Annotated in this window: 25 protein-coding genes; 20 read left to right on the top strand and 5 right to left on the bottom strand. The window is 48.4% G+C overall.

Annotation, left to right across the window (positions count from 1 at the left end):
• Positions 1–2 precede the first annotated feature (2 nt).
• The 6 genes from SGI97_08480 to SGI97_08455 all read left to right on the top strand — a co-directional run bounded on the left by SGI97_08480 (position 3) and on the right by SGI97_08455 (position 6,795).
• A complete protein-coding gene (locus SGI97_08480) occupies positions 3–884 on the top strand; it encodes a protein kinase (protein MDZ4723921.1) in 882 nt (293 codons plus the stop codon).
• A gap of 164 nt (positions 885–1,048) precedes the next feature.
• Positions 1,049–3,448: an endopeptidase La gene (gene lon / locus SGI97_08475; protein MDZ4723920.1), complete on the top strand. Its 2,400-nt coding sequence runs from the start codon at positions 1,049–1,051 to the stop codon at positions 3,446–3,448.
• Positions 3,448–4,119: a ribosome biogenesis GTP-binding protein YihA/YsxC gene (yihA, locus tag SGI97_08470; GenBank protein ID MDZ4723919.1), complete on the top strand. Its 672-nt coding sequence runs from the start codon at positions 3,448–3,450 to the stop codon at positions 4,117–4,119. The genes lon and yihA overlap by 1 nt, the downstream gene beginning before the upstream one ends.
• Positions 4,112–5,386 carry an adenylosuccinate synthase gene (locus SGI97_08465; GenBank protein MDZ4723918.1) on the top strand — a complete coding sequence of 425 codons (1,275 nt, stop codon included), beginning with the start codon at positions 4,112–4,114 and terminating at the stop codon, positions 5,384–5,386. Before yihA ends, SGI97_08465 begins: the two co-directional genes overlap by 8 nt.
• Positions 5,387–5,446: 60 nt before the next feature.
• A complete protein-coding gene (locus tag SGI97_08460) occupies positions 5,447–6,019 on the top strand; it encodes an FKBP-type peptidyl-prolyl cis-trans isomerase (protein ID MDZ4723917.1) in 573 nt (190 codons plus the stop codon).
• 119 nt (positions 6,020–6,138) lie between these two features.
• Entirely contained in the window at positions 6,139–6,795 is a 657-nt protein-coding gene (locus SGI97_08455; protein ID MDZ4723916.1) for a class I SAM-dependent methyltransferase, read from the top strand.
• A gap of 209 nt (positions 6,796–7,004) precedes the next feature.
• On the opposite strand, the gene SGI97_08450 is transcribed toward SGI97_08455, so the two are convergent.
• Both SGI97_08450 and SGI97_08445 read right to left on the bottom strand, forming a co-directional pair.
• Positions 7,005–7,433: a metalloregulator ArsR/SmtB family transcription factor gene (locus tag SGI97_08450; GenBank protein ID MDZ4723915.1), complete on the bottom strand. Its 429-nt coding sequence runs from the start codon at positions 7,431–7,433 to the stop codon at positions 7,005–7,007.
• A gap of 181 nt (positions 7,434–7,614) precedes the next feature.
• Positions 7,615–7,875, bottom strand: coding sequence for an HTH domain-containing protein (locus tag SGI97_08445; protein ID MDZ4723914.1), 261 nt, complete (start codon positions 7,873–7,875; stop codon positions 7,615–7,617).
• Positions 7,876–8,204: 329 nt separating this feature from the next.
• On the opposite strand from SGI97_08445, the gene rpmE reads away from it, so the two are divergent.
• The 5 genes from rpmE (at position 8,205) to nth (ending at position 12,089) form a co-directional block, all read left to right on the top strand.
• Positions 8,205–8,417 carry a 50S ribosomal protein L31 gene (rpmE, locus tag SGI97_08440; GenBank protein MDZ4723913.1) on the top strand — a complete coding sequence of 71 codons (213 nt, stop codon included), beginning with the start codon at positions 8,205–8,207 and terminating at the stop codon, positions 8,415–8,417.
• Positions 8,418–8,550: 133 nt separating this feature from the next.
• Positions 8,551–9,516, top strand: a complete 966-nt coding sequence (locus SGI97_08435; protein MDZ4723912.1) for a DUF1385 domain-containing protein — start codon at positions 8,551–8,553, stop codon at positions 9,514–9,516.
• A gap of 74 nt (positions 9,517–9,590) precedes the next feature.
• Entirely contained in the window at positions 9,591–10,664 is a 1,074-nt protein-coding gene (gene prfA / locus SGI97_08430) for a peptide chain release factor 1 (protein MDZ4723911.1), read from the top strand.
• Positions 10,661–11,554, top strand: coding sequence for a peptide chain release factor N(5)-glutamine methyltransferase (prmC, locus tag SGI97_08425; protein MDZ4723910.1), 894 nt, complete (start codon positions 10,661–10,663; stop codon positions 11,552–11,554). Before prfA ends, prmC begins: the two co-directional genes overlap by 4 nt.
• A 4-nt stretch (positions 11,555–11,558) precedes the next feature.
• Positions 11,559–12,089, top strand: coding sequence for an endonuclease III (nth, locus tag SGI97_08420; GenBank protein ID MDZ4723909.1), 531 nt, complete (start codon positions 11,559–11,561; stop codon positions 12,087–12,089).
• A 201-nt stretch (positions 12,090–12,290) separates the two neighbouring features.
• On the opposite strand, the gene SGI97_08415 is transcribed toward nth, so the two are convergent.
• Positions 12,291–12,854 carry a peroxiredoxin gene (locus SGI97_08415; GenBank protein MDZ4723908.1) on the bottom strand — a complete coding sequence of 188 codons (564 nt, stop codon included), beginning with the start codon at positions 12,852–12,854 and terminating at the stop codon, positions 12,291–12,293.
• Positions 12,855–13,457: 603 nt separating this feature from the next.
• Here SGI97_08415 and SGI97_08410 point away from each other — a divergent pair.
• Together SGI97_08410 and murQ are read left to right on the top strand one after the other, a co-directional pair.
• Complete coding sequence (locus SGI97_08410) at positions 13,458–14,267, top strand: hypothetical protein (protein MDZ4723907.1); 810 nt, start codon at positions 13,458–13,460, stop codon at positions 14,265–14,267.
• Positions 14,268–14,362: 95 nt separating this feature from the next.
• Positions 14,363–15,274, top strand: a complete 912-nt coding sequence (gene murQ / locus SGI97_08405; GenBank protein MDZ4723906.1) for an N-acetylmuramic acid 6-phosphate etherase — start codon at positions 14,363–14,365, stop codon at positions 15,272–15,274.
• A gap of 41 nt (positions 15,275–15,315) precedes the next feature.
• On the opposite strand, the gene SGI97_08400 is transcribed toward murQ, so the two are convergent.
• Positions 15,316–17,169, bottom strand: a complete 1,854-nt coding sequence (locus SGI97_08400; GenBank protein MDZ4723905.1) for a glycosyltransferase family 39 protein — start codon at positions 17,167–17,169, stop codon at positions 15,316–15,318.
• 289 nt (positions 17,170–17,458) lie between these two features.
• On the opposite strand from SGI97_08400, the gene SGI97_08395 reads away from it, so the two are divergent.
• Positions 17,459–18,616 carry a hypothetical protein gene (locus SGI97_08395; protein ID MDZ4723904.1) on the top strand — a complete coding sequence of 386 codons (1,158 nt, stop codon included), beginning with the start codon at positions 17,459–17,461 and terminating at the stop codon, positions 18,614–18,616.
• A gap of 284 nt (positions 18,617–18,900) precedes the next feature.
• Here SGI97_08395 and SGI97_08390 read toward each other — a convergent pair whose 3' ends face one another.
• Positions 18,901–19,791: a tetratricopeptide repeat protein gene (locus tag SGI97_08390; GenBank protein ID MDZ4723903.1), complete on the bottom strand. Its 891-nt coding sequence runs from the start codon at positions 19,789–19,791 to the stop codon at positions 18,901–18,903.
• Positions 19,792–19,833: 42 nt separating this feature from the next.
• On the opposite strand from SGI97_08390, the gene SGI97_08385 reads away from it, so the two are divergent.
• The 6 genes from SGI97_08385 to SGI97_08360 are packed head-to-tail and all read left to right on the top strand — an operon-like array spanning position 19,834 to position 26,266.
• A complete protein-coding gene (locus tag SGI97_08385) occupies positions 19,834–21,453 on the top strand; it encodes a M12 family metallo-peptidase (protein ID MDZ4723902.1) in 1,620 nt (539 codons plus the stop codon).
• A 31-nt stretch (positions 21,454–21,484) separates the two neighbouring features.
• Positions 21,485–22,390, top strand: coding sequence for a DNA-processing protein DprA (locus tag SGI97_08380; protein ID MDZ4723901.1), 906 nt, complete (start codon positions 21,485–21,487; stop codon positions 22,388–22,390).
• Between the two features lie 29 nt (positions 22,391–22,419).
• Complete coding sequence (locus SGI97_08375; GenBank protein ID MDZ4723900.1) at positions 22,420–23,031, top strand: YigZ family protein; 612 nt, start codon at positions 22,420–22,422, stop codon at positions 23,029–23,031.
• Positions 23,024–23,941, top strand: coding sequence for a PfkB family carbohydrate kinase (locus SGI97_08370; GenBank protein ID MDZ4723899.1), 918 nt, complete (start codon positions 23,024–23,026; stop codon positions 23,939–23,941). The genes SGI97_08375 and SGI97_08370 overlap by 8 nt, the downstream gene beginning before the upstream one ends.
• Complete coding sequence (locus SGI97_08365; GenBank protein ID MDZ4723898.1) at positions 23,934–24,539, top strand: phosphatase PAP2 family protein; 606 nt, start codon at positions 23,934–23,936, stop codon at positions 24,537–24,539. Before SGI97_08370 ends, SGI97_08365 begins: the two co-directional genes overlap by 8 nt.
• Before the next feature lie 56 nt (positions 24,540–24,595).
• On the top strand, positions 24,596–26,266 hold the full coding sequence (locus tag SGI97_08360; GenBank protein ID MDZ4723897.1) for an NFACT family protein: 1,671 nt from the start codon (positions 24,596–24,598) through the stop codon (positions 26,264–26,266).
• Positions 26,267–26,402: the final 136 nt, after the last annotated feature.

Below are 26,402 nucleotides of genomic sequence, written 5' to 3'. Positions count from 1 at the left end.
CGATGAAACAGCTATCGCAGTTTGACATAGTCGAGCAGCTCGGCGAGAGCAAAAGCGGCGAGACATGGATCGCGCTTGAACGTGACACAAACCGCAAAATAATCCTAAAAAGGTTATCACATCCGCAACTTGCCGATCCAGAGATTCGCGCAGCAGTCAACCAGGACTTGAGTAATTTTGCCCGGCTGGGGAAAAACCGAATTGCCGCATTTGATTCGATTCTTGAACAGGATTGGAGCTACTACGCTATTCGGGATTATATCGACGGCATAAACGCTAGTGAAATAGCCAAAGGCAAAAAATTGGCCACCGCTGGTTTTTTGGATTACGCGCTCCAGCTTGCCAAATGTCTCAATGCTATTCATGCCCAAGAGCTTGTTCATGGCAACATCTGCGCAAGTAATATCATTATTACGACGGATGGAACTGTCCGAATTGTCGATTGCGGATTGCCTCTGGATTATGACCGCATTCAGTCAAAATACCCGGATAATCTGTCCCATTTTGCGCCCGAGCAGATTGTGCAGAGAAACCTATCGTCGCAAAGTGACCTCTATTCCCTCGGAGCCGTTTTCTTTGAGTTATTGATGGGAAACAGACCTAAAGCCAAGCCCGAATTCTCGTCTGAAGAAAATAATGCCATTCCCACTGATATTCAGTTGCTCGTCAAAAAACTCCTGTCACATGATCCAGATGAGCAGATTCGGAATGCCGAAGAACTAAAAGTCACCCTTGAGATGATTTCCGCCGAACACCACTCAATGCCCCAGCGTGTGGTGTTGGAACGGGGGAATTGGACTCCTCGGGCGTACCTCATAGCGGCGCTTGTTATGTTGGCCTTCATAGTTCTTTGGATTACCGAAATCTGGTACTTTCGGCAGTAGGAATCTTGTACGAGTTTACTCTTTTCCTCTCAATAACTTACCGGACATTTGAGCCACAATTTAAGATAATTTGCGGAAAAACTATTCCCACACGCGGAACAATTGCCTATGTTCCGATGTAATTCGTCCTCCTAGATCGAAAGTGTGTACAAGAACTGAACGATATGAAGTTAAAGCATAATTCAGAAGAAATTGATGTCAAATCCAGACTACCAGTCATCCCGCTCCGGGATGTAGTGGTATTTCCGCACATGATATATCCGCTGCTTGTCGGACGTAAATTCACCGTGCAGGCGCTTCAGGAAGCGATGATCCTTGATAAACAGGTCTTGCTTGTGGCGCAGCGCTCGCCGGGAACTGATAATCCCAAACCGGGCGATCTATATTCGTTCGGTGTTGTCGCGCGGGTTTTACAGGTCATGAAACTGCCCAATGGCTCGCTGAAAGTACTCGTTGAGGGACTTTTCCGCGCAGAACTGCTCGCAGTGTCCAGAACTGAGGGATTTCTTTCGGCTAAAATTAAACTCTATCCGCCGGAAACAAAAGTTGCCAATCGTGAAATCGAGGCCCTGTCCCGCTCAGTTGCCGAGCAGTTCACTGAATATGTGAGAATGAATCGCCGTATTCCCGATGAGGTCCTTGTCTCTCTGGCTTCAATCGATCAGTATCATCAACTGGCAGACACAATCGCCGCGCACTTACTGCACAAAATCGATATTAAACAGCGGATACTCGAAGCCGTAACCGTACGCGACCAGTTCGCGGTACTTGCCGACATTCTCAAAGAAGAGATAGAAATTCTCAAAATTGAGATGAAGATTGAAGGTTCGGTGCGTGAGTCTATGTCACGCGGGCAGCGCGAGATGTATCTTCAACAGCAACTCAAAGCAATCAAAGACGAACTCGGACAATCCGATGAATCGATTGGCGAAGTCGATGATCTACTTACCAAGATCGAAAGCGGAGATTTTCCTGAAAAGGCAAAGGCAAAAGCCGAAGAGGAACTCAAAAAACTTTCCAAAATGCATCCCTATTCAGCCGAGTCGGGCGTCGTCCGCTCATATCTTGAATGGCTCATCTGCTTGCCATGGAAAGTCAATACCCAGGACAGAACCGATTTCGCCTCGGTAAAATCAATCCTCGACGGCGACCACTTTGGTTTAGATAAAGCCAAACGAAGAATCCTTGAGCATCTGGCTGTTATCCGTCTTGCGGGAAGAGTCAAAGGGCCAATCCTCTGTTTGGTTGGCCCTCCGGGTGTCGGAAAGACATCGATTGGCCGATCAATAGCCCATGCCTTGGGCAGGAAATTCGTCCGCATGTCGCTCGGTGGTATTCATGACGAAGCCGAAATTCGCGGACACCGGAGAACGTATATCGGCGCCCTTCCGGGCCGTATCATTCAGTCGCTCAAAAAAGCCGAGTCATCCAATCCGCTTTTTCTGCTTGACGAAGTCGACAAAATCGGACGTGATTTCCGCGGTGATCCGGCGGCTGCACTTTTGGAAGTGCTCGATCCAGAACAGAACTCGACATTTTATGACAATTATCTCGAATTGGATTATGATTTGTCCAATATTCTTTTCATTACCACGGCCAACTCAACCGCTGGTATTCCTGAACCGCTTCGCGACAGAATGGAAATTATCCGTCTGCCCGGATATCTTGATTTTGAGAAGGCCGCCATAGCCCGTGATTTTCTTCTTCCAAAACTGGTTTCCGAATTCGGCTTGGATCCATCTCTTGTTCAATTGAGCAGCGAAGCAATCTACGAAGTCATCAATCACTATACCCGGGAATCGGGCGTACGTGAACTCGAACGTCAACTGAGCAGTATGCTCCGCAAAATAGCCGTGGAGTTAGCCGAAGGGAAAAAACTTCGCAAAGTAGTCATCAGCAAAACTAAAGCACAGAAATTTCTTGGCGCGAGAAAGTATATCGACACCAATATCAAACCCATTCCGACAATCGGCTATGCGGTTGGTCTGGCATGGACCGAACTCGGCGGCGAGGTCCTCCCAGTCGAAGTCGTTCCCATGCGGGGTAAAGCAAAACTCACTCTCACCGGCTCGCTTGGCGATGTCATGCGCGAATCCGGCACAGCGGCCATGTCCTATATTCGCAACCATGCCAAGGAGTTGGGGTTGAGCCATGACTTCTTCGAAACGCTCGAACTCCATGTCCATATTCCCGAGGGCGCGGTGCCAAAAGACGGACCGTCGGCGGGTGTCACACTTCTGACAGCAATGCTGTCGAGCCTGACTAATATTCCCGTGCGAACTGATATTGCCATGACGGGAGAAATCACCCTCAGCGGCGATGTCCTTCCTATAGGCGGCCTCAATGAAAAACTGCTGGCCGCCAAACGAATCGGCATCAACGAAATAATTGTTCCTGAGCGAAACCGCAAAGATGTGGTTGAGATACAGCCTGAGCTTCTCGAAGGCCTAAAACTGCATTTTGTGTCGTCGGTAAAGGAAGTTATTAAGCTCTCGCTTGTTCGCACTCCGTATCAGACTGCAAAGAGTAAAGTAGAGGGCAGCGACATTGCCCGGCGAATTTAATGATTAGCGGGTCGCTCCCTTATAACTACACGCTCATGATCCGCAAGCCAAGCAGTCCTACATCAAAAAAGCTGACTGTCGATTTTGTCGGTTCGTTTTTTAAGCAGAGCCAGCTTCCCAATGACCGTCGCCCCCAGATCGCCGTTGCTGGCCGCTCTAATGTTGGCAAATCATCGCTTCTCAATAAAGTGTTCGGCCAAAAAAATATCGCCAAAGTTTCATCGACTCCCGGCAAAACTCGATCGCTCAATTTTTTTCTCGTGAACAATAAATACCACCTGGTCGACCTGCCCGGCTACGGCTACGCCAAAGTTGCCAAAGAAACAAAGGCTGGCTGGGGGAAACTTATCGAAGATTATCTCACTCAAGAAAAGAAGCTCATCGGTCTATTACTGCTCTTGGATTGCCGGCGCAATCCCACACCCGAAGACGTCCAACTTCTCGATTGGCTCAGAACCCGCGAATTGCCGGTCTTGACAGTTGTCACAAAATCAGATAAGATTGGACGTGATGCGCTCAAACGGAAAGTGGCGCAGATCGAGTCGGATTTGGGTGTGGGAGCGATATCCTTTTCCATTGTTACTGGCGAAGGACAAAATGAACTTGCCGCGGCAATCCGCGACCTTTTACACGACCACAGTCACAAACAGAAAGCGCCAGCACATGGGTAAAAACAGGATAATTGTCGGCTGTCAATGGGGGGATGAAGGCAAAGGGAAGATTGTTGATCTGCTCGCCGCCGATGCCGATATCATCGCCCGCTACCAAGGCGGCGCCAACGCCGGACATACCATTTTAGTCGGCGGCACAAAATATATTCTCCGGCTCATTCCATCAGGAATAATTCATCCCGGGAAAATTTGCTTCATCGGCAATGGTGTCGTGCTCGATCCCTTTGCTTTCAAGGAAGAACTTGATGTTCTCGCCCAAAAAGGAATCAACTACCAAGGCCGTCTTTTCGTTTCCCCCGCGGCCAATATGGTGTTGCCGTACCATAAACTCATAGATGCGGTCGAAGAAGAATCTCGCGGCACTGGTTCAATCGGCACGACTATGCGCGGTATCGGGCCGGCGTATGTAGACAAAGTCGCGCGGCATGGAATACGAGTGGTCGATCTCTTCGCCCCTGAGCGGCTTCGCAAACGGCTCGATTACCAGAGAATAATCAAAGCGCGTTATTTCGATGGATCAACCGATCCGCGCGCTGATATCAATAGAACCTTCGAAGAACTTCAAGGACTCACTGAATGGTTGCGTCCGATGGTTGTCGATGTCTCGCTTGCCCTAAATAAAGCGGCCAAAGAGGGAAAGACTATTTTATTTGAAGGCGCACAGGGCTCAATGCTCGATGTCGATCTGGGCACATATCCCTTTGCAACATCGTCAAACACAACCTCAGGCGGAGCCCTGACCGGACTTGGGGTCGGGCCGGGCATGATCGATGAGGTAACCGGCGTTGTGAAGGCATACACGACACGTGTTGGCGCCGGGCCGTTCCCGACTGAACTTGTCGATGCAACCGGAGAACAGCTCCGTTTGCAAGGGGACGAATATGGTTCGGTCACTGGCCGTCCGCGGCGTTGCGGCTGGCTTGATTTGGTCGCGCTCAGACACGCCGTGCGTATCAACGGAGTCGATTCCATCGCTATCACAAAACTCGATGTGCTCGATAATTTTGCTGAATTGAATATCTGCACCCAGTACCAACTCAATGGCGAAACTATGAGCGAGGTCCCGCTCGATTTAGCTGAACTTGCCCATGTAAAACCTGTCTACAAAACGATGCCCGGCTGGGAAAGTGACACAACCGGATTGACTTCGTTTGATAGTCTGCCTCTCAAAGCGCAGAAATACCTCCGCTACATAGCCGATGACCTCGGGGTGACCATCTGCGTTATCTCGACTGGTGCCAAGCGCGAAGAAACAATCATGGTATGAACTGGATGAATACAGTATATTAACGATTCAATATAATTTTTGAGAAAGTGAGATGTTTACATGGTGAGTAAAATTTTGATTGCCTGTGTCGGCCTGAGTTTGGCGGCCTTGACACTCAATGCGGCAACCGATGACACGACCAAGACTCCGGAGAAACCGGCTGAAGAACAGATGGGAAAGAAGGCTGACAGCGTCAAAGCCGACACATCGTCGGTTGATAGCTCGAGCGCGGTAGAAAAGAGGAGTAAAGGCATGAAAGCTGAGAAGAAAAAGCAAGGGGCTCCTAAAATGGTTACTAATCCGAGCGGCGTGTCGTATATGGATATGAAAGTCGGCGACGGCAAAGCCTGCGGAACCGGCGATAAAGTTGTTGCTCACTATACTCTGTGGCCGGATATCGAAGGCAAAAAAGGAAAACTCATCCAAAGTTCAAAAGAGGGAGCTCCTTATCCCTGTCAAATTGGCTATCTGCTGATTTCGGGATGGAGCGAAGGAATGCAGGGGATGAAGCCGGGCGGCATCCGCGAAGTTCATATTCCTTCAAAGCATGCCTACGGCCCGGCGGGTATGGGCGAGGCGATCCCACCGAACACCAATCTTATTTTTGAAATTGAACTTGTGAGATACCAATAAGGGCTGCCTTAGAAAAATCTCGATTGGTTTTTAAGACAGTCAAATGATTTATTATGTGAAAGGAGCGACTGCAGTAAAAACAGTCGCTCCGTTTTTTTATTGGGACGAATACAATCTTTATGCGCGACGATAAACTCATTGAATACTACCGCTCCCGTGCCGGAGAATATGAGCAGATCTATTACCGGGATGACGCCGAACGCCGCAGCGAAATCGACGACGAAGCCTCACGCGTTACAGAATTGGCGCGCCGCAATCATGTACTTGAGCTTGCCTGCGGTACAGGCTATTGGACAGAACGAATGTCTCACAGCGCCAAATCAATTACGGCAGTAGATGCCGCCTCGGAGATGATCGATGAGGCTAAAAAGAAATCATACGGTGTGTCGGTGCAGTTCATTGATACTGATATGTTTACGTTTTTGTTTCCCGTGAAACATTTCGATCTGGTTGCTGTTGGCTTTTGGTTTTCACACCACCCGAAAGAAAGTTATGAGAAATTTTTCGATCTAGTCAGCCGTCCACTCGCCCCAAATGGCAAAATTTGGATTATAGACAATAATCCTCCCGCCGAAGGAGCCAATCAGAGTTCTGTCGGGGTCGATGAACACGGGAATAACTATAAAGAGCGAGTTTTGGAAAACAGCGAGAAGCACCGCATTCTCAAAAACTATTTCTCGGAAACGCAATTGCGGACAATTTTCTCAGATCGCTTTGAAATTGACTGCCTAACCTATAAAAAATACTACTGGTCGGTGGTGCTGAGTCTTCGATAGTGTGTGCTATCACTTGATTTATCAACAGAATTATATCATTTTAAATCCAAGCCCATTATTGACTTGAAATAACGAAGGACCCCTTGCGGGGTCCCCGTATGCACTAAGTCTAATGGGCCTTTTAATGTCCTGCCTGGGACGGTCGTATCGAGCCACCGCAACAACGGGCAACTCGCGGAATTGAAAAGCGTGTCATTAGCTTATCCTTTCTATGATTTAGGTTTCGTACCTGAGTGCCGTTTGGCTGTCGGTCGCCCTTTGGCGTCCGTGAGCGACGGCACTGCCGTCTCCTGAGATTTTTTTATTCCTTGAATTTCAATTGGCCTGCTCACCGAGACACAACAGCACGGAAAACAGTTGGCCAGTGAGACACATACATCGCGAAGATTCTCGGGATTCAATTCATACATTACATTCTGGCCTTTGCGCTGGCGTCGTACAAGCCCCGCGGCGGTGAGGGTTTGCAAATGCCGGCTAATTGTTGGCTGGGACTGCTCAAAAAAATCGACGATCTCGCCGACTGTCCGGCCACGCCCTTCGAGCATGAGCAGAATCTTGAGCCTTGTTGCATCGGCCATTGCCCTAAGCGCAGGCGTCAGTTGATCGTCTGTTTGTTTGTCTGTCTCTTTGCTTATCATACTCACATACACATATACGCATATATGTATATATATGTTCCCGTAGGGAGTGCGTATTTTCTTTGTTTTTATATTCAATGACAGTAAAAGAGGAGGGGTCATATAAATTTATAGACGTAAACCATTGCATACCAAATGATTGAAGGCGGGCATAATTCCCCTCGACGGCCTATCTATACTATCACAAAGCTTTTGAATCTCGTGATACCTTCTCGATCCTCTGCCCCACTGTCGCCTTTTCCCAACTCGCAAACCTCTGTCGATCGATTGAATATCTGCCGTCATTAAGCTTCATAGGGACTTCAAGTTCGCGCAACTCAGCCATATCCCGCCAAATTGTTCGCTCGGTCATCCCAAGCAGATTGGCCATCTGCGGGACAGTCAGACGCTCCCCTTTTTCAAGTAGTTTGAGAATGACAATAAGCCTTTGTGTTTTGACCATACCGGACCTCTCCTGTGCTGTTGTGTACCAGTCCCTGTAGATGAACCCGTACGCCTGCATGTTTCTTCCGCTTTTCACACTGCAGTATTGACAGTTGCGGTGACATATACTGTCATTGAAAAATGGACAACCGGATCGCCTATGTCACATTTAGTCTAACTGACTGCTTTTCAACGGGTAACGAGACGCGGCGCATTGCAGCCTAACAGGGAGTCTGAAAATCTCTTGCCATTTAAAGCCGCCGATATATATTGAACATTCGGCAAAATCGGCTGTTAGAACTGACGATAGAAAGAGCCGAAAACCTTACACATCATTGAGGTGACAGAGTGAAAGCGGGAATCCATCCTGAATATCATGAGACGGTCGTAACTTGTGCCTGCGGCGCATCATACCCGACCCGCTCAACAAGAAAGACAATCAGCGTAGAAATCTGCGCCAATTGTCATCCGTATTTTACTGGCAAACAGAAGCTCATCGACACCGCCGGACGTGTGGAGCGCTTCCGACGTAAATACGGCCAGACCGAGCAAAAGCAGTAGCTGCTTCAGATGGCCTGCGGGCCGGATAAATTTCGGGCGAAAGCATTTTATCATGTTTCGCCCGTCTTTATTATCAGAAGCAAATATCACGGTCTCCTAAGTGAGTTGAACTATTATAGAATGAGAAATATACATGGCTGATTTGAATATTGGCGGACAGGCCGTAATCGAAGGCGTAATGATGCGCTCCAAAGATAAAATCTCGACCGCGGTCCGCACCGCAAACGGCGAAATTGTGGTCAAGACCGAGATCTACCACCCCCTGTCGGTGCGTTACCCCTTTCTAAACACACCCATTCTCCGAGGCGCGGTTGCCTTTGCCGAAATGATGGTTATCGGGATCAAAACCCTTAATTTTTCGGCAGATGTTGCTATGAGCGATGCCGAAAAAGAAGAAGCCAATAAAAAAGGGAAATCGGTAGATCCCTCAAAGAAGCAAAACAATCTCTATTTAGCCGGAAGCGCGATTTTCGCTCTGGCCTTTGGTGTCCTGATTTTCTTCTTCACGCCTTTAGCTATTGCAAGTCTTTTCGGCATCCAAAAAGACGCGGTGAGCTTTAATCTTCTGGCGGGCGGGATACGTCTCACGATGTTTGTGCTTTATGTCTGGGGGATTTCATTCATCAAAGATTTTCATCGGATATTCCAATACCATGGCGCTGAGCACAAATCGATTTACACCTATGAAATGGGCGACGAACTGACTCCCGAGCGCGCCGCAACCTACACCCGATTCCATCCCCGATGCGGAACCTCGTTTATTCTCATAGTCGCATTGCTTGCTATTCTCATGTACGCCGTCTCCGATACAATTTTCACAATAGCCGCGGGTCATCCGCCAGCGCTTCTGCCGCGCTTTTTGCTCCATATGTCGCTCCTCCCGCTTGTGGCCGGGACATCGTATGAACTGCTTAAACTTTCCGGCAAAACCCGCAATAATGCTATTACCAAAGTACTTATCCAGCCCGGACTCTGGCTTCAGCGCATCACAACCAAAGAGCCGACCCCTGACCAGCTTGAGGTTGCCATTGTCGCCCTTCAGGCCGCGCTCGGAGTGGTCAACACTCGTATTCCCTCCAAATCCATTCCCGTTTCGTAGCTACTTCATACATCTTTCTTTTTTTCCGGTAATTGTAAAATATTCAAAAAGAATAAGTAGGTTGTAGTTATCCAATGATTGAAATAGTAGAAAAACTCGAAAAGAAACTCGCCCGGATCGATAACGAGCTTATCGATCCGGTTGTACTTTCTGACCGCAAAAAACAAATTGAGCTGAATCGTGAGCGGAGGCATGTGTCCGGAGTTCTCGAAGTCGGACGCGAGTATCGCCGCATCAAAACGGGCTTGGATGAAGCCTATGCAATTCTCGAAGATGGCTCTGACCCCGAGTTAGTCGCCATGGCCCGCGAGGAATTGACAGCCTATGAATCCCAAATCGAAGCGGTCGAGGCTGATTTCAAACTAAAACTGCTGCCTCATGACCCAACTGATGACAAACCGGCTGTTATCGAAGTCCGCGCCGGAACGGGGGGGGACGAGGCTGGACTGTTCGCTGCAGATATTTTCCGCATGTACCAGCGCTACGCCGAGACGAAACGGTGGAAGATGGAAATCCTCAACTCAAGCGAGGCAGGCGCTGGCGGCTTCAAAGAAATTATCTTTTCTCTCGATGGCGACGGTGTCTATGGCAAGATGAAGTATGAATCCGGCGTGCACCGTGTTCAGCGAGTACCTGATACCGAGACCCAAGGACGAATTCACACATCTGCCGTTACTGTCGCAGTTTTTCCTGAGGCAGAGGAAGTAGAAATTGAGATAAAAGAAAGTGACCTTAAAGTCGATGTCTACCGCTCTTCCGGCCCCGGCGGACAGTCGGTCAATACGACCGATTCAGCGGTTCGCATTACCCATTTGCCTTCCGGTCTCGTGGTGACCTGTCAGGATGAAAAGTCACAATTGAAAAATAAGATCAAAGCCCTAAAAGTTCTTCGGGCACGCCTCTTTGACGCCATTCTCGCCGAACGCCAGGCCAAAATTGCCGCTGAACGAAAGACTATGGTTTCAAGCGGTGACCGTTCGGCAAAAATCCGAACCTACAATTTTCCGCAGTCGCGTGTAACCGACCACCGAATCAATCTGAGCTTGTATAGCCTGACCGATGTTCTTGGCGGGAATGTCGATGCCCTTATCGAACCCCTTGCGCAACATGATCGCGAAGAGCGGCTCAAATTCGAAGCGGTCAAATGACAGCAATGGTGAGCCAAAGCCCAATTATCGGACACCTGCCGAAATTTATTGCTGAAAAAGGAAAGATTCTCGAAAAGGTTGGTATCGATGCCGGCAAAGCGGAGATCGAAATCATCCTCTGCTCGATTCTCGACTGCGACCGGCTTTTTCTCTATCTCCGCGGCACAACCCAGCTCACCCAAGAACGGCTTCGGCGTTTTGACGATATTTTGGCCCGTCGTGCCACACGCTATCCACTTCAGTATATCCTCGAAGAGTCCTGGTTTTATGGACGCAAATTCTTTGTCTCGCCGGCGGTGATGGTTCCAACTCCAGAGACTGAAATCCTGTGTGACACCGCAATGCGCTTTATCAAGCAGCGCAATCTTATAAATCCACGTTTGCTCGATGTTGGGGTCGGCTCCGGCGTTATTTCTGTCACTCTGGCAAATGAAATCAAAGACAGTCAAATAATTGCCCTAGATGTTTCGCCCGATGCGATCGCTGTTGCTAAAAGAAACGCGGAGGCGCTTGGCGGGGCGGACAGAATTGAATTCCGCCGATCTGATTTTTTCACTGCCGTGAAACCTGATGAGAAATTTGATCTGATACTTTCCAATCCGCCATATATATCAGACGATGAATACCGTGATTTGCCGCCGGAGGTTCTTGCTGACCCAAAAATCTCTCTGACTTCGGGAAGCGAAGGCCTCGATGCAATTAGCCATATCATTGCTACAGCCCCGACATTTCTAGCTCCGGGCGGGCGGGTTATGTTTGAGATCGGATACAATCAGGCCGATCGAGTGGCTGAGATAACCGAACGCGACGGCCGTTACCGGTCGATTGCCATACTTCGCGATTTGAATGATATTGACCGTGTGGTGATTCTTGGATGCGACGCTGAGTAAGGCTATGGCTACACCCGAAGAAACAACTCCGGAGACAATAGATCAGACTCGCACACGCGCCGTCAAAATAATCCAAATACTCCAAAAAACATACCCGCAGGCAAAGTGCGCGCTACTTTTTGGGGATGTCCACCAATTGCTTGTCGCCACAATTCTCTCGGCTCAGTGCACAGACGAGCGGGTTAATCTGACAACCCCATTGCTCTTTGAAAAATATCAGAACATTGAAGCTTTTGCCAGCGCCGATGTGAAAGAGCTTGAAAAGGAAGTCTTCAGCACCGGATTCTATGTCAATAAAGCCAAAGCCATCAAGGAATCGGCAAAGCAGATTATCGAAAAGTTTGGAGGTGAGATCCCGAAGTCAATTGCTGAATTGACCACACTCGCCGGGGTTGGCCGAAAGACCGCATCAGTTGTCCTTGGTGTAGGTTATGGCATCGCCGAAGGAATTGTAGTGGATACCCATGTCGGACGAATCAGCCGCCTGCTTGGGTTCACAAGAAAAAACGACCCGGCAAAAATCGAAAAGATTTGATGGAGATAATTCCCGTAGAAGAATGGATACTCTATTCCCACCTGCTTATTTTCCATGGCCGCGCTATTTGTAAAGCTCGCCGTCCTGAATGTCCGATCTGCCCGCTCAACAAGGACTGCCCGTCAGCTTTTATTGCAATGCGAGGGATCTCCTCGGAGTCATGACACGCTCGGCTAATCCCTACGGGTGTCAATCATTCAGCTATCTTGATTTAAGATACTCCAGAACATCCACAGCGTTTTTATCGGGTGGAAAAACCGGATAAAAGACTTTCTCTATGATGCCGTTTTTCACAACAAGCGACAGGCGACTGATAAGCCTTGCACCTCCTGCGTAAAATGTCGGCAATTCAAGCGAGTCGGTAAGTTCAAGGTCATTGTCGCTCAGCAGTTCAAAGGGAAGCTTACTTCGGTCGGCGAATTCTTTTTGATACGATGTCGGTTGGGCGCTTACACCAAAGACCTGGGCTTGCAGTTCACTAAAATCCTGATATGCATCTCGAAAACCACAGCTTTGAGGGGTGCATCCCCGCGCTCCAGGAATCAAATCCCATCCGACCGTCGGCTCCACGCCGGGGACGCCTGTACGAGGATAAAAAAAGAAAACAGTGAGCGTCTTGGAAATCTCGGCAATATTGACTGCTTGGCCAGCAGTGGAACTGAGCAAAATAGAAGGCATGCCCTTGCCTTGGAGGTGATCCGCAGCGCCGTCGTCTTCGGGAATAGGAAAATTATCGGGCAGTTGATTTGGATTGTGTTCGGTCATTTCATCTCTTTCATACCATGAGAGAATAATTCAGCCAAACAAAATTTACAAGGGGAGATATTTTGACCAAATTTCAATAAAAAATCCTACGCCGTTTGGGGAGGGACAGGCATAGGATTTATCTGGCGGGACAGGTGAGCGTCGAGATTGAAATGCCATCCGCCAAAGCTCGGTCGCTTTCGCTCAGAGGAACAGAGACCTCTGTCAAAGCAGTATATTTTTTATGATGACGCCAGTTGTGTTGACAGTCAAGGGTGTAGGTGAAACTCATAGGGCAGGCCTGACGCCATCATATTTACTTATCTTGAGAAGAATCAAAGTATCTTCTCTGGTGTATCATGCAAACGTATCGCCTGTCAGGACCAACGGAGGAGTAATCAGTCCTTGCGATTTCTCTTTTCAAGGGTAGAGACGTGCCAGTTGTCGATTTGTTTAATTGCTGCGGTTGTTTCCTGGGCGTAATCATAATTACAGATACGTTAGGAAATTCAGCTAAATCCGCATAACTTATAAGTATAAATGAATAAGTGGGTTGCTTGGATGCAGTGGGCCTAAAAAAAAATGTGAAAGAGTCAACCAATACTGCCGATACTGTAGAGAGATATGAAAAACAGAACCTTTTCGCCCACAAAATTACTTGTTATCTGCGCCTGCTTCTCCTTGGCAGTCGTCGGTCTCCTACAAAGCTGTGATTCAGCTGGTTCAATAAACCGCCCTTTGCGTGCCGATTACAACCTAAACGGGGCGCTCGTTATTGATCTGAACCGGGATACCTCCAATATTATTGCAGACCTTCGTTTCGATAGCTCGGCTACCCGTACCGGAACGATTCGATTTGGTTCAGATACAGTCCGCTTTGACACGCTCGGCCTCCCCCAGGATTCGCTCTTCAGGTTCGGCCTTGGCTCCTCAAATCCGTTACTATCGCAAACCCGTGCCCTGAGTATCCAGAACGGTAATGGGCTTTCTGTGTCGATCAATCAGGCTGTACCGGGTCCCTTCGCAATCACACAGGTAGCCCCCGTCAACCGAATTTCAAACGGCAACGATCCGGTTTCTGTTAATTGGACGGCTTCGGCAAATGCTGAGACGTATGTTCTGGCGACTGTGAGAAGAAACAGGGTGTATCAGAGAGAAGGCTTTAGCCACTATGTAACTTCGCAGTCCACAGCCGAATTTATAATCAGGGATGCATTCTATCAGACTGATGGGGTAAACCTCGACACTGGTTGGTATTATATCTATGTCTATGCTATCAGCGGCAGCCCGGACAGCGCAATGACAGAATTTCTTCTGCCAGCCCCACTGCCCAGCCAGCTTTCGGATAACATAGATGAACGTGAATTGTCCGGTCATTTTGGCTCGGTAGTCGTTTCGTTCAGAGACTCAATTCGTCAGGCAACTCAGCCGTAATTTCATCAAATTTTCAAGTATTCCAGCACATCTATCGCATATTTGAAGTCCTCTTTTCGTTTGCTCTCCAAAAAAATATCGAGTACGTTTTCCCTGTGACAGATTATAAAGATATCATTGAGCAACTGGGCTCGCTTGGCACTGAACGCCCCAATCCCAATACGGCCGACATAGACCGGCTTACTGCGTTGGAAATTACAAAAAAAATTAATGCCGAAGACAAAACTGTGGCGGGTGTGGTCGAAGCCGCTCTCAAGCAGATCGCCCGTGCGGCGGAACTATTCGCCGAGACCCTTCGCAGGGGAGACCGAGTTTTTTATATCGGCGCTGGCACATCGGGACGTCTCGGTGTTCTTGATGCCGCCGAGTGTCCGCCAACGTTCGGGACCAGGCCTGAGCAGGTGACCGGCCTTATCGCAGGCGGGTACTCGACCATGATTCTTTCCTTGGAAGGTGTTGAAGACGATGAGCATGCCATAATCGGCCAGTTCGCAGAGCGAAGGCTCACAAGAAATGATATGGTCATCGGCATTGCAGCATCGCGCAGAACCCCCTATACCCTTGCCGGGCTCCGCCATGCAATACAGCTCGGCTGTCAGACGGCCTTTATTATTTGCAACGCAGCGCAGAATCTTCCCATTACTCCTTCAGTGCTCATTGAACTTCCGGTCGGCCCGGAAGTCATCACTGGTTCGACACGAATGAAATCTGGGACCGCGCAGAAGATGGCGCTCAATACGATCTCCACAACGGCCATGATCCTGCTCGGCAAGACTTACGGAAATATGATGGTTGATCTTCAGTCAAAATCTGAAAAACTCGCCGCCCGCTCAAGAAAAATTCTGATGGAAACCCTGAGTGTGCAACTTAATGAGGCTGAATCGCTTTTAGAAAGCGCGGATGGTTCGGTGAAAATTGCCATTGTGATGCACAAGCTTAACTGTGACAACACCGAAGCCTCTAAGCGGTTGAATGATGCCGGCGGCTTTATCTCAAAATTGGCTTAGTGATCTTCGTTTATTGGCCATCAACAATCTCATTCTACTCGCTATCGCCGTCTATTCCTGATCTGTTGTGCAACTTGAATGGCAGTAGTATTTACCGGGTTCAATTTGAGCGCACGTTCTACGCTCCGCTCGGCTTCCACTACACGTCCGGCCTCAAAGTAAGTCATGCCAAGCTTCAAGTGAACATAATCATTATTAGGAAAACGGGCGCGAGCGAGTTCAAGAATATAAATTGCCTCGGCATTCCGCCCTGCATCGACATACGTGGTCGCAAGGTTCATATATGGTTCAAACAGAGTAGAGTCTTTTGCCACAGCGATCTCGAAATAGAGCGCGGCCTGCTTTTTTTGTCCGCGCTTCATACTCAAATTCCCAAGATTATTATAACCTTGTGCGTATGTCGGGTCGGATGTTATCGCGGTATGAAACCGGATCCCTGCTTCGTCGATTTTCCCCTGGCGCAAAAAGGCGTTTCCAAGCAGGGAAGATTCTTCGGCGCGCACGCGGGCAGAATCGATTCCGAGAATATTGTGATTTGATTCAATGGCCAGCAGCGCAAAAACGAGAAGAAAAAGTAAAAGACCTTTTAGGTTGCGCTGTCTAAAGTACGCCACTAACCGCATGACGGCAAAGACAGCAAAAAAAATAAATAGGGCCATGATCGGTTGGCGAAACCGTCCGCAGACAAAAAACATCAGCAAACTTGCCAGGTAGCTAAAGAGAAGCAGATACAGGAGCATGAACTTTCGAAAATGAGTCAACCCGAGCCCTATTCCCAAAACGGCAAGCGGCGCCAGGATTCCAAATGGAAAACTGAAAGGGAAATCGAACATTAACATACTGATGAGTGAAGAATAATCACGGGTGATGTAGTCACTGTGATTATTTGGTATTTCATACCCGTTGAAAATAAGCCTGGTTTTCAACAGGATGAGCGTTGGCAAAAGCGATGGATTCTCTCTGAGTTCCTGCCAGGAGGCATCATACCAAAAATCCGAGACTTCTGATTTTGCCAATGGATGGCCCGCTTCTTGTTCAGCAATGGAAATTACTTCGCGATAACCTCCTTCCCAGGTCGCATCGACTCCCGGCACAGTGGCTGACCAGCCGTTGGATAGACGATTATTCCCTATGAAAAAGTTGAAACCACCTTGCCACGCTATAAGAACATGGTCGCCTGATACAAGATAATTTCGGACGGTCACCGGAAGAATTGCAACAATTATGCAAAGGCCTATGATGGAATAGGCAATAAGAGATTTTTTCAATCCGATCAACGGACGAATTATCCAGAATATCCAAACAAGCAACGCCGGGGCGAAAAATAAAATGTTCGGTCTTGCCAGCGCAGTCAGGCCAAGCAGGATACCGATTGCAGCGAAATTAAGAGCTGTGGGCTTGATCTGCGAGCGCAAACACTGCCAAAGCAGTATCGCCACCAGCAGAGGCATAATTGATTCAATAAGAAGCGATGCGTCGTAGTAAAGATATGTCGGATAAAGTACCGCTGCTCCGGCGACCCAAAGGGCCATTGTCTGACTCAAGAGCATTCTTGTTATGAAAAAAAGAACAACGGGTAGCAAGGAGCCTAAAAATATTTGAATGAGTCGTGGAAAAAAGAGCGAATCACCAAATATCTGCAGAAGTACCGCCAGAAAATACGGATAGAGCGGAGCGCGGTAGTAAGGTTCGTCGGGAAAGCCCTGACTCGAATTAATTTGGCTTGCCACTTGAATATGGTACTGTTCATCCATAACCGGATAGTCGAATGTGGGCATAGACTGTATCTGGTATAGATAGACCAGGCGAACCAGCAAAGCTGCAGCAAAGATGAGCAGGGGTAACTGCCATGACGGGCGATCACTCATAAGACGCTTGATAGCAAGCTTTACCATTTACTTATATATATCTTTTTTTCATAATTAGAGAGTAATGTTTCTACAAGATTAGGGTGAGCGAGCCATATCCTATTAGCCCCACTCGTCCCAGGCGGGCCAATAGCGCTGCACTGTACCGGCCGGTACGCGAACATTGTCCTTGCCTATTCGGCCAGATTGGTATAACTTTCGATTTGACCGAAACTTACAAACGGGTCGGCCATTTGGCACGGCTCTTGTATAAACTTCACTCAAATATAATTTGTATATCTCAACTAAAACTGGGAATCAAAGGAGATCTGGGACTATGCTCAAACAGACATGTATGTTTACCGCTATACTCGCACTCGTGATATGGGGTGAGGGATGCAATAAAATTCCGAGTGGACCTGAGCCCGATCCTCGCGCTGCGAGCCAATTTGGGGGATACACAACCGATAATGAGGTCCCGGCTTTCGGCGATCCTGCAACCACTAATGTTGGCGATGGTGAAGTAGAGTACAACGATCCCATTCTCGGCGGTCGAGGTGTCGATTCACTAATTAATCACGATGGTGTCGGCTGGTACCACCTTCGCGCTGTTTGGGGAAGATTGCGCGGAGATTCCACGGTCGTCACCAAGACTGATTGGACTGGCTCGCTGACCATCAGCCGGGGTGCGGAGATTTTGCGTCGTGTCATACGATTTGAAGACGGCGACTATATTGTCCCTCGAACCGATCGCAAAACGATTGAGTGGGTTACTTTTACGACAGGTCACAACGACGGGATCGCCGTCGATCTCTTTGTGCCGCGCATTCGGCCAGTGCTTGACAGCTCGTATGTTCATGACGAACATGGCGATAGCTCGCTTGTTGTGGATACCCTTCATCCCGAATCGGTAACTGTAGAATTTACAACTGGGCCGTATAGCCGAACTTTCACGCTGGAAGACCTTGCCAAGCTCGACACGGTTGTGCATCTCGATGACGGGAATTCAGTTGCTTTTCATGCTTTACGTATGTTCCGCAATACATGTCCTCGCGGATTCCTTGGCGGACATTGGGGCTTCAACGAAGAAGGCAAGGGGGCCTTTCGCGGTGTATGGGTTTCCAAACATGGCCATATCAATGGACATTTCCAAGGGCATTTTGAAGAAAATGATAAGGGAGAGCGGACATTTTTTGGCAAGTGGATCGACCTAAATGGACGCTTCGAAGGCTTTATTCGGGGAATATTTCTGCCCTATCCTGCAATGAATACCGACCCAGTCGCCGGACGAGAAGGCGGTAGATTTGAAGGCGGCATTTTTACTGGCGAGGGCCATAGAGTAGGCGAAATTAGAGGGCATTATCGCTCGAGCGAAAAACTCGAAGAAGGATTTCTTCAAGGGCGCTGGAAGTTTGACTGCCTAAGAAACGGAGATGATGGTGATCACGATGGCAAAAATGGTCAAGATTTCGACCGTAATAATGACGGTTTTTGACCTTTTCTTAGTCGACAAACCTCACAAATTTATCTAAATTAATTAAAACCGGCTGGTTAGAAACCAGTCGGTTTTAATACTTTGGGTGTAGAACCTGTACGGAACTTGAAATGATGACGGGAGATGGATTTTGGTTTCGGGTTAGGTATCAGAAAAAATTATTTAACCATGAAACAATCTTTAAAATAGACTGTTGTAGTAGATAGATAAATAACCCCCCTCCTGTCTCTGTCCATTAGGACAGCCCAGCGTTGGGTAGGATTGGCAACAGTCCTGCCCAACTGTTATTTTAGGGAGGTTTTCAGGTCTATAATCAAAGAATCAATCTTAAATTCCGGTCCGATCTTGCCCAATATGGATGTATAGAGCTTAAGTGCTTCCTGCTTCTTTACTTTGCTCTCCTGAGCCCCGAGGCAATTGGCAAGATTTAGTCTTGCATAGGGTAAGCTTGAATCCTTCACAAAGATATTCCGATACAGCTCTTCGGCTTTGGTGTATTCCTTCATGGACATATAGATAAGCGCGCGGCTTGTTATGAACTGATCAAGCGAGCCAAATCGGGCAATAGCGCTGTCATTGTAGGCCAGGGCTGCCTGGACCGAGTCGACAATACCGGCGAGGTTTGCGGCCTGGATGTAGTGATTCTGATTATCCGGTTCAACCTCAAGAGCTTTTTTGATATAGAAGTATGAGTTCGCGGGGTGATTGTTGCGTCCCCATAACTCCGCGAGTTGGGCGTAACGGCTTTCGGGTCTGTCGCCGGTTTTTATAAGTCCGCCAATTGCCGAAATGGCAATATCCCAATCCTGCATAGCCAAAGCCACTTCCAACAACTGCGTATAGATCTCCCTATCGCCCGGATACAGTAAATCGGCGCGCTTGAGGAATGTTAAGGCGGAGTCATAAATAAAATCACGTCGGCTGGCCATCCCAAGAAAATAAAGGGCGTCCCTGTCTGATGGGGCTTTGGCCAAAGCTTTGCGGAAATAGGTACGGGCCTGGGGATACTTTTGATTTAAAAAGGCTTCCTCCCCCTTTTGTTTTAGTGACTCAATCGAATCATTGCCGCTACAGCCAAAAAAGAAAATTCCCGTTATCGTAACGACAAAGGGGACAATAGCGGCTTGAATGAATCGCATGGCAGGTCTGGGCATAACGGTCATAAGTATAGACAATATACTCTTGTAATACAAGAGTCATCTCTCTACTTTCGGAGGATGAACAATCGGGTAACTCATTGGGCTGTAGAGGGATTTTTTATTTTATGCCTGTGTGCATTTTTTTCGGCTGAAGCGAAAGAACCCGATCCCAATAGAGATTCGGTCGATGCCAAACCATCGCTTGAGATAGACGTTCCATCAACCGCAAGCACTCCTTTCGATGTCTCGCTGGCTGCCGCGGTAAAGAATTATCTTGAATATGACTTTCGTCAGAACAGAATCACGGGAACCAACATTCAAATGGTTGGGAGCATTCCGGAAGCGACGGCCAATCACTTTTCACAAGCAGACTCGTTATCGAACATATTGTTTGTAAGCGTATCCGGATATCTTTCCGATGATCCTCTCTTATTGCCAAATTCAAAACGCGGATACTCGTTTAAGAGGGTGAAAGAACAACTGCATATTAGCATCAAGGCGGAGCTTCTGAAATACGATCCTCCTACAAATCGTTTCACAACTGCACAAAAAACAAATGTCACTGAAACTTCGCGCCCTCGCTGGATACATCCCCGGACCCCGAACCAAACCCGATCGGTCGATTCGCTTATTTCATCTACCGCCGAGCCGCTTGAATTTGTTTTAGCACGGACAGTGGAGAAACTTGTGGATAACTTGGATCTTGGAAACTCGCTTCCACTCGAGATTATTGGCAGCAGAAATCTGTTTGCCCGAATACTGGTTGACAGCAACTTTGTGAATGAACACGCATCCAATTGGACAGAAAGAGCCGCTTGGATTGTCATTACTGCATCATCAACTCTCGCACAGGCATTTAACTGTTCTCTGGAAATTATTGGAGTCGATATTTCGAAGGTTCAAGACACTCTTATTGCCCATAGTTCATTGAGCCTTCAATTTCATCACTTCTGCGAAAACTATCTCGTTCAGGGCGACACCCTCATCATCGGGCTGACCGGAGGACATGGCGTCGATTTTTTCACCGGACGGGATTCTGACCAAATTGGACTCAGCGAAATAGGCGGTACACGAATTTTGCTCAAAGCTTTTCCCGTCGTTAACCATGACCTCCGCAACTGGCAGGGAATGTTTTCAGGCCGCTCACTGGCTCATGAAATCGGCCATCTTATGGGAGCGATTCATGTCTCGGATATGAACTCAATTATGTCGCCAATGTTGTCTTGGACCGGCACAGAAAACTTCGACAGTTTCAACCGCGAGATTATTCGCCATACCCTTGCCGATTCGCTTGATCCGAGTGATCCCGTTGAGTATGCAGCGACAGTGGGCGATATGCTGTCTAGGGGTAATCATAGGCTTGTGGACTTCCCTCCAATTGCATACCGTGGGCTGGTCGCGGCAAGGTCAAAAAATCAGGAAAAACAATTGAAGACGTCTGTGCAGTCACCGGTCTATCTCTTAGCTGGCGAGGCCTTCGGCCACTATGCCAACGGCAATGTAAATGTTGCGGCTTCGCTATTTCGCGAAGCCATCTCCAAAGAACCAAGGTATGCCGCCTTGCATTATTATTATGCCCTTTGTACTCAGGGTCAATTCTCACTGGATGCAATGACCCGCGCCGCAGAGCTTGGCCACTGGCAGGCTCAAGTGCTATTGCAGGGGCGACGTGAATGGCTTTCAACGGGCAACGATTGACAGGCAAACCACAATCCGTACATTGCCTCTTATGATTAATCTCACACAATACAGTTCGGTAGTGCAGATGCTTGCCATCTGCAAATATGGCCAGATTTCCCCACGACTTTTTGATCTTCTTATCCGGCGCTATCTGACGACCGAGGAGATTTTGCTGGCCGAGCGGGAATCGCTTCAAGAAATCGAGGGATTATCGTCGGTTACTGTAAGTAAAATTGTTGAGGCGTCAGATCATCTTCAGGAAGCTCAAGAGTTTATCTCATCCCTGAAGGCGCGCGAGATCACGATTACTTCGCGATTCGAAGAGCCATATCCGGCGCTTTTACTTGAACTCAACGACCCGCCGACCCTGCTCTATGTGCGCGGCCAGTTGTCGGACCCCGATAAAAAAACAATCGGTCTTTTAGGGGCGGAAAACGCCTCGGCTGAAGGAATCGAAATCACATCCGCTCTGGCAAAACGGTTCAGCGAGGCCGGCATACAGATTATTTCCTCCCTCACACTGGGAACCGATGCCGCAGTGCATTTAGGAAGCAAAGTCTCCAAGGGATCGTCGTTTGCCGTTATTGACCGAGGCTTTGAAAATTTAACCGACCCAGCCACAATGCCGCTTGCCATTGATATTGCCTTGACCGGAGGAGTCATAAGCGAATATTCTCCTGAACGTCAGGTTAGCGAAGAAACTATCTTTGATTCCAATCGCTTGTTGGTCGGCCTCTCTCAGGCGGTGGTTATCACCGAAGTATATTCGGATTCAAAACGAGTGCATGATATCATAGAGTTCTGCAACGATATCGGCAAATTGGCCTTTATTTTTATTGACCCGCGCTACGGCGCCCTTGCCGATGAAACCAGTCTTGCCAAGGCTCTCAGCAACGGGCTTATTCCCATAGAGGGATATGATAAAGTCGACAATATCATCAAAGTTCTTGTCTGAGCAGATTCATCTGATTGCAGTCTGTCACTATGGATGACCACTATTTTACCATCGGCCAGTCTGCGCGAGTAGAGCTGAAAGAGAAAGCATCACGGTTTATCGGGGAGACATTTCTTGTTACAAACCAGAACGAAGCACAGGCAATGATTGGGGTGGTTAAAAAAAGAGAATTTTCCGCAAGTCATCATTGCACTGCCTGGATAATCGGACTGCCTGGCAGTGAAAAATTCAAATACTCTGATGACGGCGAGCCGAAAGGAACGGCAGGCAAACCTATCTACGATGTTCTTACCGGACATGGGTTGATGAACACCCTGCTTGTTGTCACGCGTTATTTTGGCGGTACAAAGCTCGGCACCGGCCCGCTTGCGCGGGCGTATTCTGAAACGGCAAAGCTGGCTCTCGAACAGTCGGGAAGAAAAGAACAGTTTGTGTTGGAGCAATTCCGCCTGATATTGGAATTCTCGCTCTATGATCGCTGGCTAAAGCTTGCACCGAAGCTTGAGGTAAATATTCTCGATTCGGAATTTTCCGAAAATGTATCTATGAAAGTATCTATTAGAAAATCTCGCAGCAATGATCTCCGTCTTGCATTCACAGAGCTGACTGCCGGCAAAGGGACTCTGGAGGCGATTGAATAAAGCGCATAGAATTGACTGCCTCGGACTGGGGATAATGCCGTATGATATTCTCTTCACCGTTCCATCCCTGCCCCCTGCCGGAGGCAAGGTCGATGCTTCGTCTCTCCACACTCATGGCGGCGGTCCGGTTCCGGGTGTCATGGTTGGATTGACTCGGCTTGGGCTCAAGTGCGCTGTCATTGCCGCCGTGGGCGATGACTTGGCCGGCAAAGAAATGCGCAAAGAGCTCCTCAGGGAAAATATCAGCAGTAAATATTTAGTGAGCAAGAAAGGATCCTCTGACGCTGCGCTCGGATTTGTGGAAGAAGGATCTGGCCGAAGAACCATCTCGCTCTATCGCGGGGCGTCGGTAAAACCAACTGATCTAAAGCTCAAAGAGTACCCTGTGCCCAAGCTCATTCATCTGGATGGGCGCGATCTGGAAGCATGCATCAAACTGGCGCGATGGGGTAAAAAGCATCGTTCGATTATTACCTTTGATATCGGTTCAATCCGAAACGATGTCTCGCCTATCTTTCCATTTGTTGACCATTTAATAGTCGCCGACAGCTTTGCGTTTCCATATACGGGAGCGAAAAATGCCACAGATGCGATTACTGCACTGCGTCGGTTATGCCTCGGTACCGTGGTTGTTACCAAGGGGGTTACCGGAGCAACCGGATGTGAAAATGACTCGTTTGTCCGCCATCCAGCTTACATAGTCGAAACCGTCGATACAACCGGGGCCGGGGATGCCTTTCACACCGGTTATATCTTTGGATTGTTGAATAACCAACCGCTTGCCGAACGGCTCAAATTAGGCTCGGCAGTAGCGGCAATAAAATGTATGAAGCCCGGAGCGAGGACAGGATTGCCAACAGCCACTGCGCTCAATAAATTCCTCAAAAACGCTCCTGTGACTTATGTTTGAGTGGTTAGGCGGGATTGACCGCGAGCTTTTCTATTTTTTCAATGTTACTCTGGCCAATCCGGTTACTGATCTTATTATGCCGTTTCTGACATCAAATAATGTCCTTCGTACTCTCTATGCCCTTGCTTTGATTCTGATGTTCTGGAAAGGGGATCGCAAACTTTGCTGGCTCGCATTGTTCTCCGGGCTTGTAGTGCTTATCAGCGACCAGCTTGTGAGTTCTGTACTGAAAGAAATAATTGACCGACCTCGTCCGTGTCATTCGGGGCAATTGACCGATATTCGGCTGTTGGTTCCATGCGGAGCGGGCAAATCAATGCCTTCGGCCCATGCCGCAAATGCTTTTGGTTTGGCTGTCTTTTTTTCCTGGTACTACCGAAGACTGCTGTGGTATTTATTGGTCTTCGCAGCGCTCGTCGCGCTCAGCCGGGTATGTGTCGGTGTGCACTACCCCGGCGATATTGCCGCGGGGGGGCTGATAGGCGGCTCAGTTGGGCTTGCAATGGTCTATTTGTATAACGGGCTGCCTCGAAATGGACGCCTGAGGGTTTTGCCCGTAGCTACAGAAGAGAAGATTGGGCCACCGGTGATTGATTAGATACTGCCCCCAACGCTTTCTTGTTCCGTTTTCGCTCTTAGTCTATATTCGCCACCATGCAAACCGCACTACATATCGCCGCGCTTGTGGCTGAATTGAAAAAAACCTGCGCTGGCGGGACAATTGTCTCCTCTGAATATTATAAAAAAGAGCGGGCCGCCTATTTTTTCATTCGGAAAGACAAAACGCTGAGCGCCCTCGGGTTTGTTTTCCATCCAAGCGGCTCAGGCTATTTCTGCGTTCCGGCATCCAAAATAAAAATCGAAACAACTGAGAAACCATGGCCTATCTTTGGCCTCAACGATGCCGTCATACAGTCAATCGACCAGCATGGCCTCGATCGGATATTTGAATTTAAGTGTCTTGTCCAAGGCAAGACCTGCACAGTTGTATTCGAGGCCATCGGCCCGAATGGCAATATCTGGTTTCTCGATGAATCGGGGGGACGTCAGGCAACACTTCGAAACAAAACATTCGAGCCGGGAGAAAAATATCAGTCAGTTATTATGCAATCCAAACTCAACCCCTTTGATATCACCCCCCACTCGCTTCGAGAAAAAATGGCCGAAGAAGAGTTTCCTTCGCTTGTTACAGCCATAGAAAAACGCGTAACCGGATTCAACCGCACTATATCAAAGGAAGCAGTAAAGCGCGCCGGACTGGATTTTGTTGAGTTGAGCGTTCTCACAGATATCATGTTTGAAACACTCTGTGGTAAAATGAAGGAAATGGCGGAGCGATTTTTAGCGATGGAGACGGGTTATCTGTATTCCATAAAGAGCAGCTTCGAAGCCTATCCCTTCAAACTGACAACAGTTGAAACCGACCCTGAGAAATTCAAATCAATCTCACTGGCTGTACTCGAGATGTTCGGTCGAAAACAGGCCGCAATTGATGAAGAAGACAGCAGCGAGCGGGTTCATAATTCCATTGAAAAGGGAATAGATAAACTCAAAAAACGTATCGTCCATATTGAACGGGATATTCGCGAGGCCGGCAAATTCGAGCAATATAAAAAGCTCGGTGAGCTGCTTCAGATAAATCATACCACGATCAAAAGGGGAATGACCGAAATAATTGTCGCTGACATCCTCAGCGAAGATCAACGGAAAATCAGTATTCCGCTTGATCCCGCGCTTTCGGCAAGCGGCAACACCGAAGCGTATTTCAAAAAACACCGCAAAGGGCGCGAAGGATTGGAGTTGCTTGAGCGAAGACTCGAAGTCACACGTCAAGAACTTGCAGAATTGGAAACCGTTCAGTCATCCGTCCGAAATGATTATGAAAATGCCACTGCGCGTTATCAAACTGAGCTTGCATCCCTTTTGCCAATTGTGGGAGAAAAGCAGGAGAGTCTCCAGCGGCTCCCCTATCGTCCGCACACGCTTTCGACCGGTGTGACAATTTTTATTGGTCGCGATGGAGCCGACAATGACCGGACAACATTTGAGTTTGCTCGTCCGTATGAGTTGTGGTTCCATGCCCAACAATGTCCCGGCTCGCATGTTATATTGAAATTTCCAAACAAATCATTTACGCCCTCCCGGCGCGAAATCGAGGAGACCGCGGCAATTGCCGCATTTCACAGCAGAGCTAAAAATGATCGGCTTGTGCCGGTTATTTATACCGAGCGGAAGTATGTCCGGAAACCGCGCAAGGCAAAGCCTGGGCTTGTGAGTGTCGAGCGTGAGAAGTCGGTGATGGTCGAGCCGAAAAAGCCGGAGTAGGTTATTTTGTGGCTGGTTCTCCGATATTAGTAGGTCAGGATTGATCTTGCCCCAATTTAGTGAACAGTTTGCTAAGGTTGGATTAGCTTGGCACTGGAGGTACTATCGATGGACAGACGCAGACAATTTGATCGGG

This window comes from Candidatus Zixiibacteriota bacterium (genome assembly GCA_034439475.1).
Classification (GTDB): Bacteria; Zixibacteria; MSB-5A5; order GN15; family FEB-12; genus JAWXAN01.
This window is presented reverse-complemented; position numbering and strand designations above follow the sequence as displayed.

What these genes read in the sequence shown, in the direction of transcription:
- SGI97_08460 (MDZ4723917.1), top strand. Translation starts at nt 5,447, where the DNA reads ATGGTGAGTAAAATTTTGATTGCCTGTGTCGGCCTGAGTTTGGCGGCC.
- SGI97_08385 (MDZ4723902.1), top strand. Translation starts at nt 19,834, where the DNA reads ATGAACAATCGGGTAACTCATTGGGCTGTAGAGGGATTTTTTATTTTA.
- SGI97_08445 (MDZ4723914.1), bottom strand. Translation starts at nt 7,875, where the DNA reads ATGGTCAAAACACAAAGGCTTATTGTCATTCTCAAACTACTTGAAAAA.
- SGI97_08360 (MDZ4723897.1), top strand. Translation starts at nt 24,596, where the DNA reads ATGCAAACCGCACTACATATCGCCGCGCTTGTGGCTGAATTGAAAAAA.
- prfA (MDZ4723911.1), top strand. Translation starts at nt 9,591, where the DNA reads ATGATTGAAATAGTAGAAAAACTCGAAAAGAAACTCGCCCGGATCGAT.
- yihA (MDZ4723919.1), top strand. Translation starts at nt 3,448, where the DNA reads ATGATTAGCGGGTCGCTCCCTTATAACTACACGCTCATGATCCGCAAG.
- SGI97_08410 (MDZ4723907.1), top strand. Translation starts at nt 13,458, where the DNA reads ATGAAAAACAGAACCTTTTCGCCCACAAAATTACTTGTTATCTGCGCC.
- SGI97_08415 (MDZ4723908.1), bottom strand. Translation starts at nt 12,854, where the DNA reads ATGACCGAACACAATCCAAATCAACTGCCCGATAATTTTCCTATTCCC.
- lon (MDZ4723920.1), top strand. Translation starts at nt 1,049, where the DNA reads ATGAAGTTAAAGCATAATTCAGAAGAAATTGATGTCAAATCCAGACTA.
- SGI97_08465 (MDZ4723918.1), top strand. Translation starts at nt 4,112, where the DNA reads ATGGGTAAAAACAGGATAATTGTCGGCTGTCAATGGGGGGATGAAGGC.
- SGI97_08450 (MDZ4723915.1), bottom strand. Translation starts at nt 7,433, where the DNA reads ATGATAAGCAAAGAGACAGACAAACAAACAGACGATCAACTGACGCCT.
- SGI97_08435 (MDZ4723912.1), top strand. Translation starts at nt 8,551, where the DNA reads ATGGCTGATTTGAATATTGGCGGACAGGCCGTAATCGAAGGCGTAATG.
- SGI97_08375 (MDZ4723900.1), top strand. Translation starts at nt 22,420, where the DNA reads ATGGATGACCACTATTTTACCATCGGCCAGTCTGCGCGAGTAGAGCTG.
- SGI97_08480 (MDZ4723921.1), top strand. Translation starts at nt 3, where the DNA reads ATGAAACAGCTATCGCAGTTTGACATAGTCGAGCAGCTCGGCGAGAGC.
- SGI97_08400 (MDZ4723905.1), bottom strand. Translation starts at nt 17,169, where the DNA reads ATGGTAAAGCTTGCTATCAAGCGTCTTATGAGTGATCGCCCGTCATGG.
- SGI97_08380 (MDZ4723901.1), top strand. Translation starts at nt 21,485, where the DNA reads ATGATTAATCTCACACAATACAGTTCGGTAGTGCAGATGCTTGCCATC.
- SGI97_08395 (MDZ4723904.1), top strand. Translation starts at nt 17,459, where the DNA reads ATGCTCAAACAGACATGTATGTTTACCGCTATACTCGCACTCGTGATA.
- nth (MDZ4723909.1), top strand. Translation starts at nt 11,559, where the DNA reads ATGGCTACACCCGAAGAAACAACTCCGGAGACAATAGATCAGACTCGC.
- prmC (MDZ4723910.1), top strand. Translation starts at nt 10,661, where the DNA reads ATGACAGCAATGGTGAGCCAAAGCCCAATTATCGGACACCTGCCGAAA.
- SGI97_08365 (MDZ4723898.1), top strand. Translation starts at nt 23,934, where the DNA reads ATGTTTGAGTGGTTAGGCGGGATTGACCGCGAGCTTTTCTATTTTTTC.
- SGI97_08455 (MDZ4723916.1), top strand. Translation starts at nt 6,139, where the DNA reads ATGCGCGACGATAAACTCATTGAATACTACCGCTCCCGTGCCGGAGAA.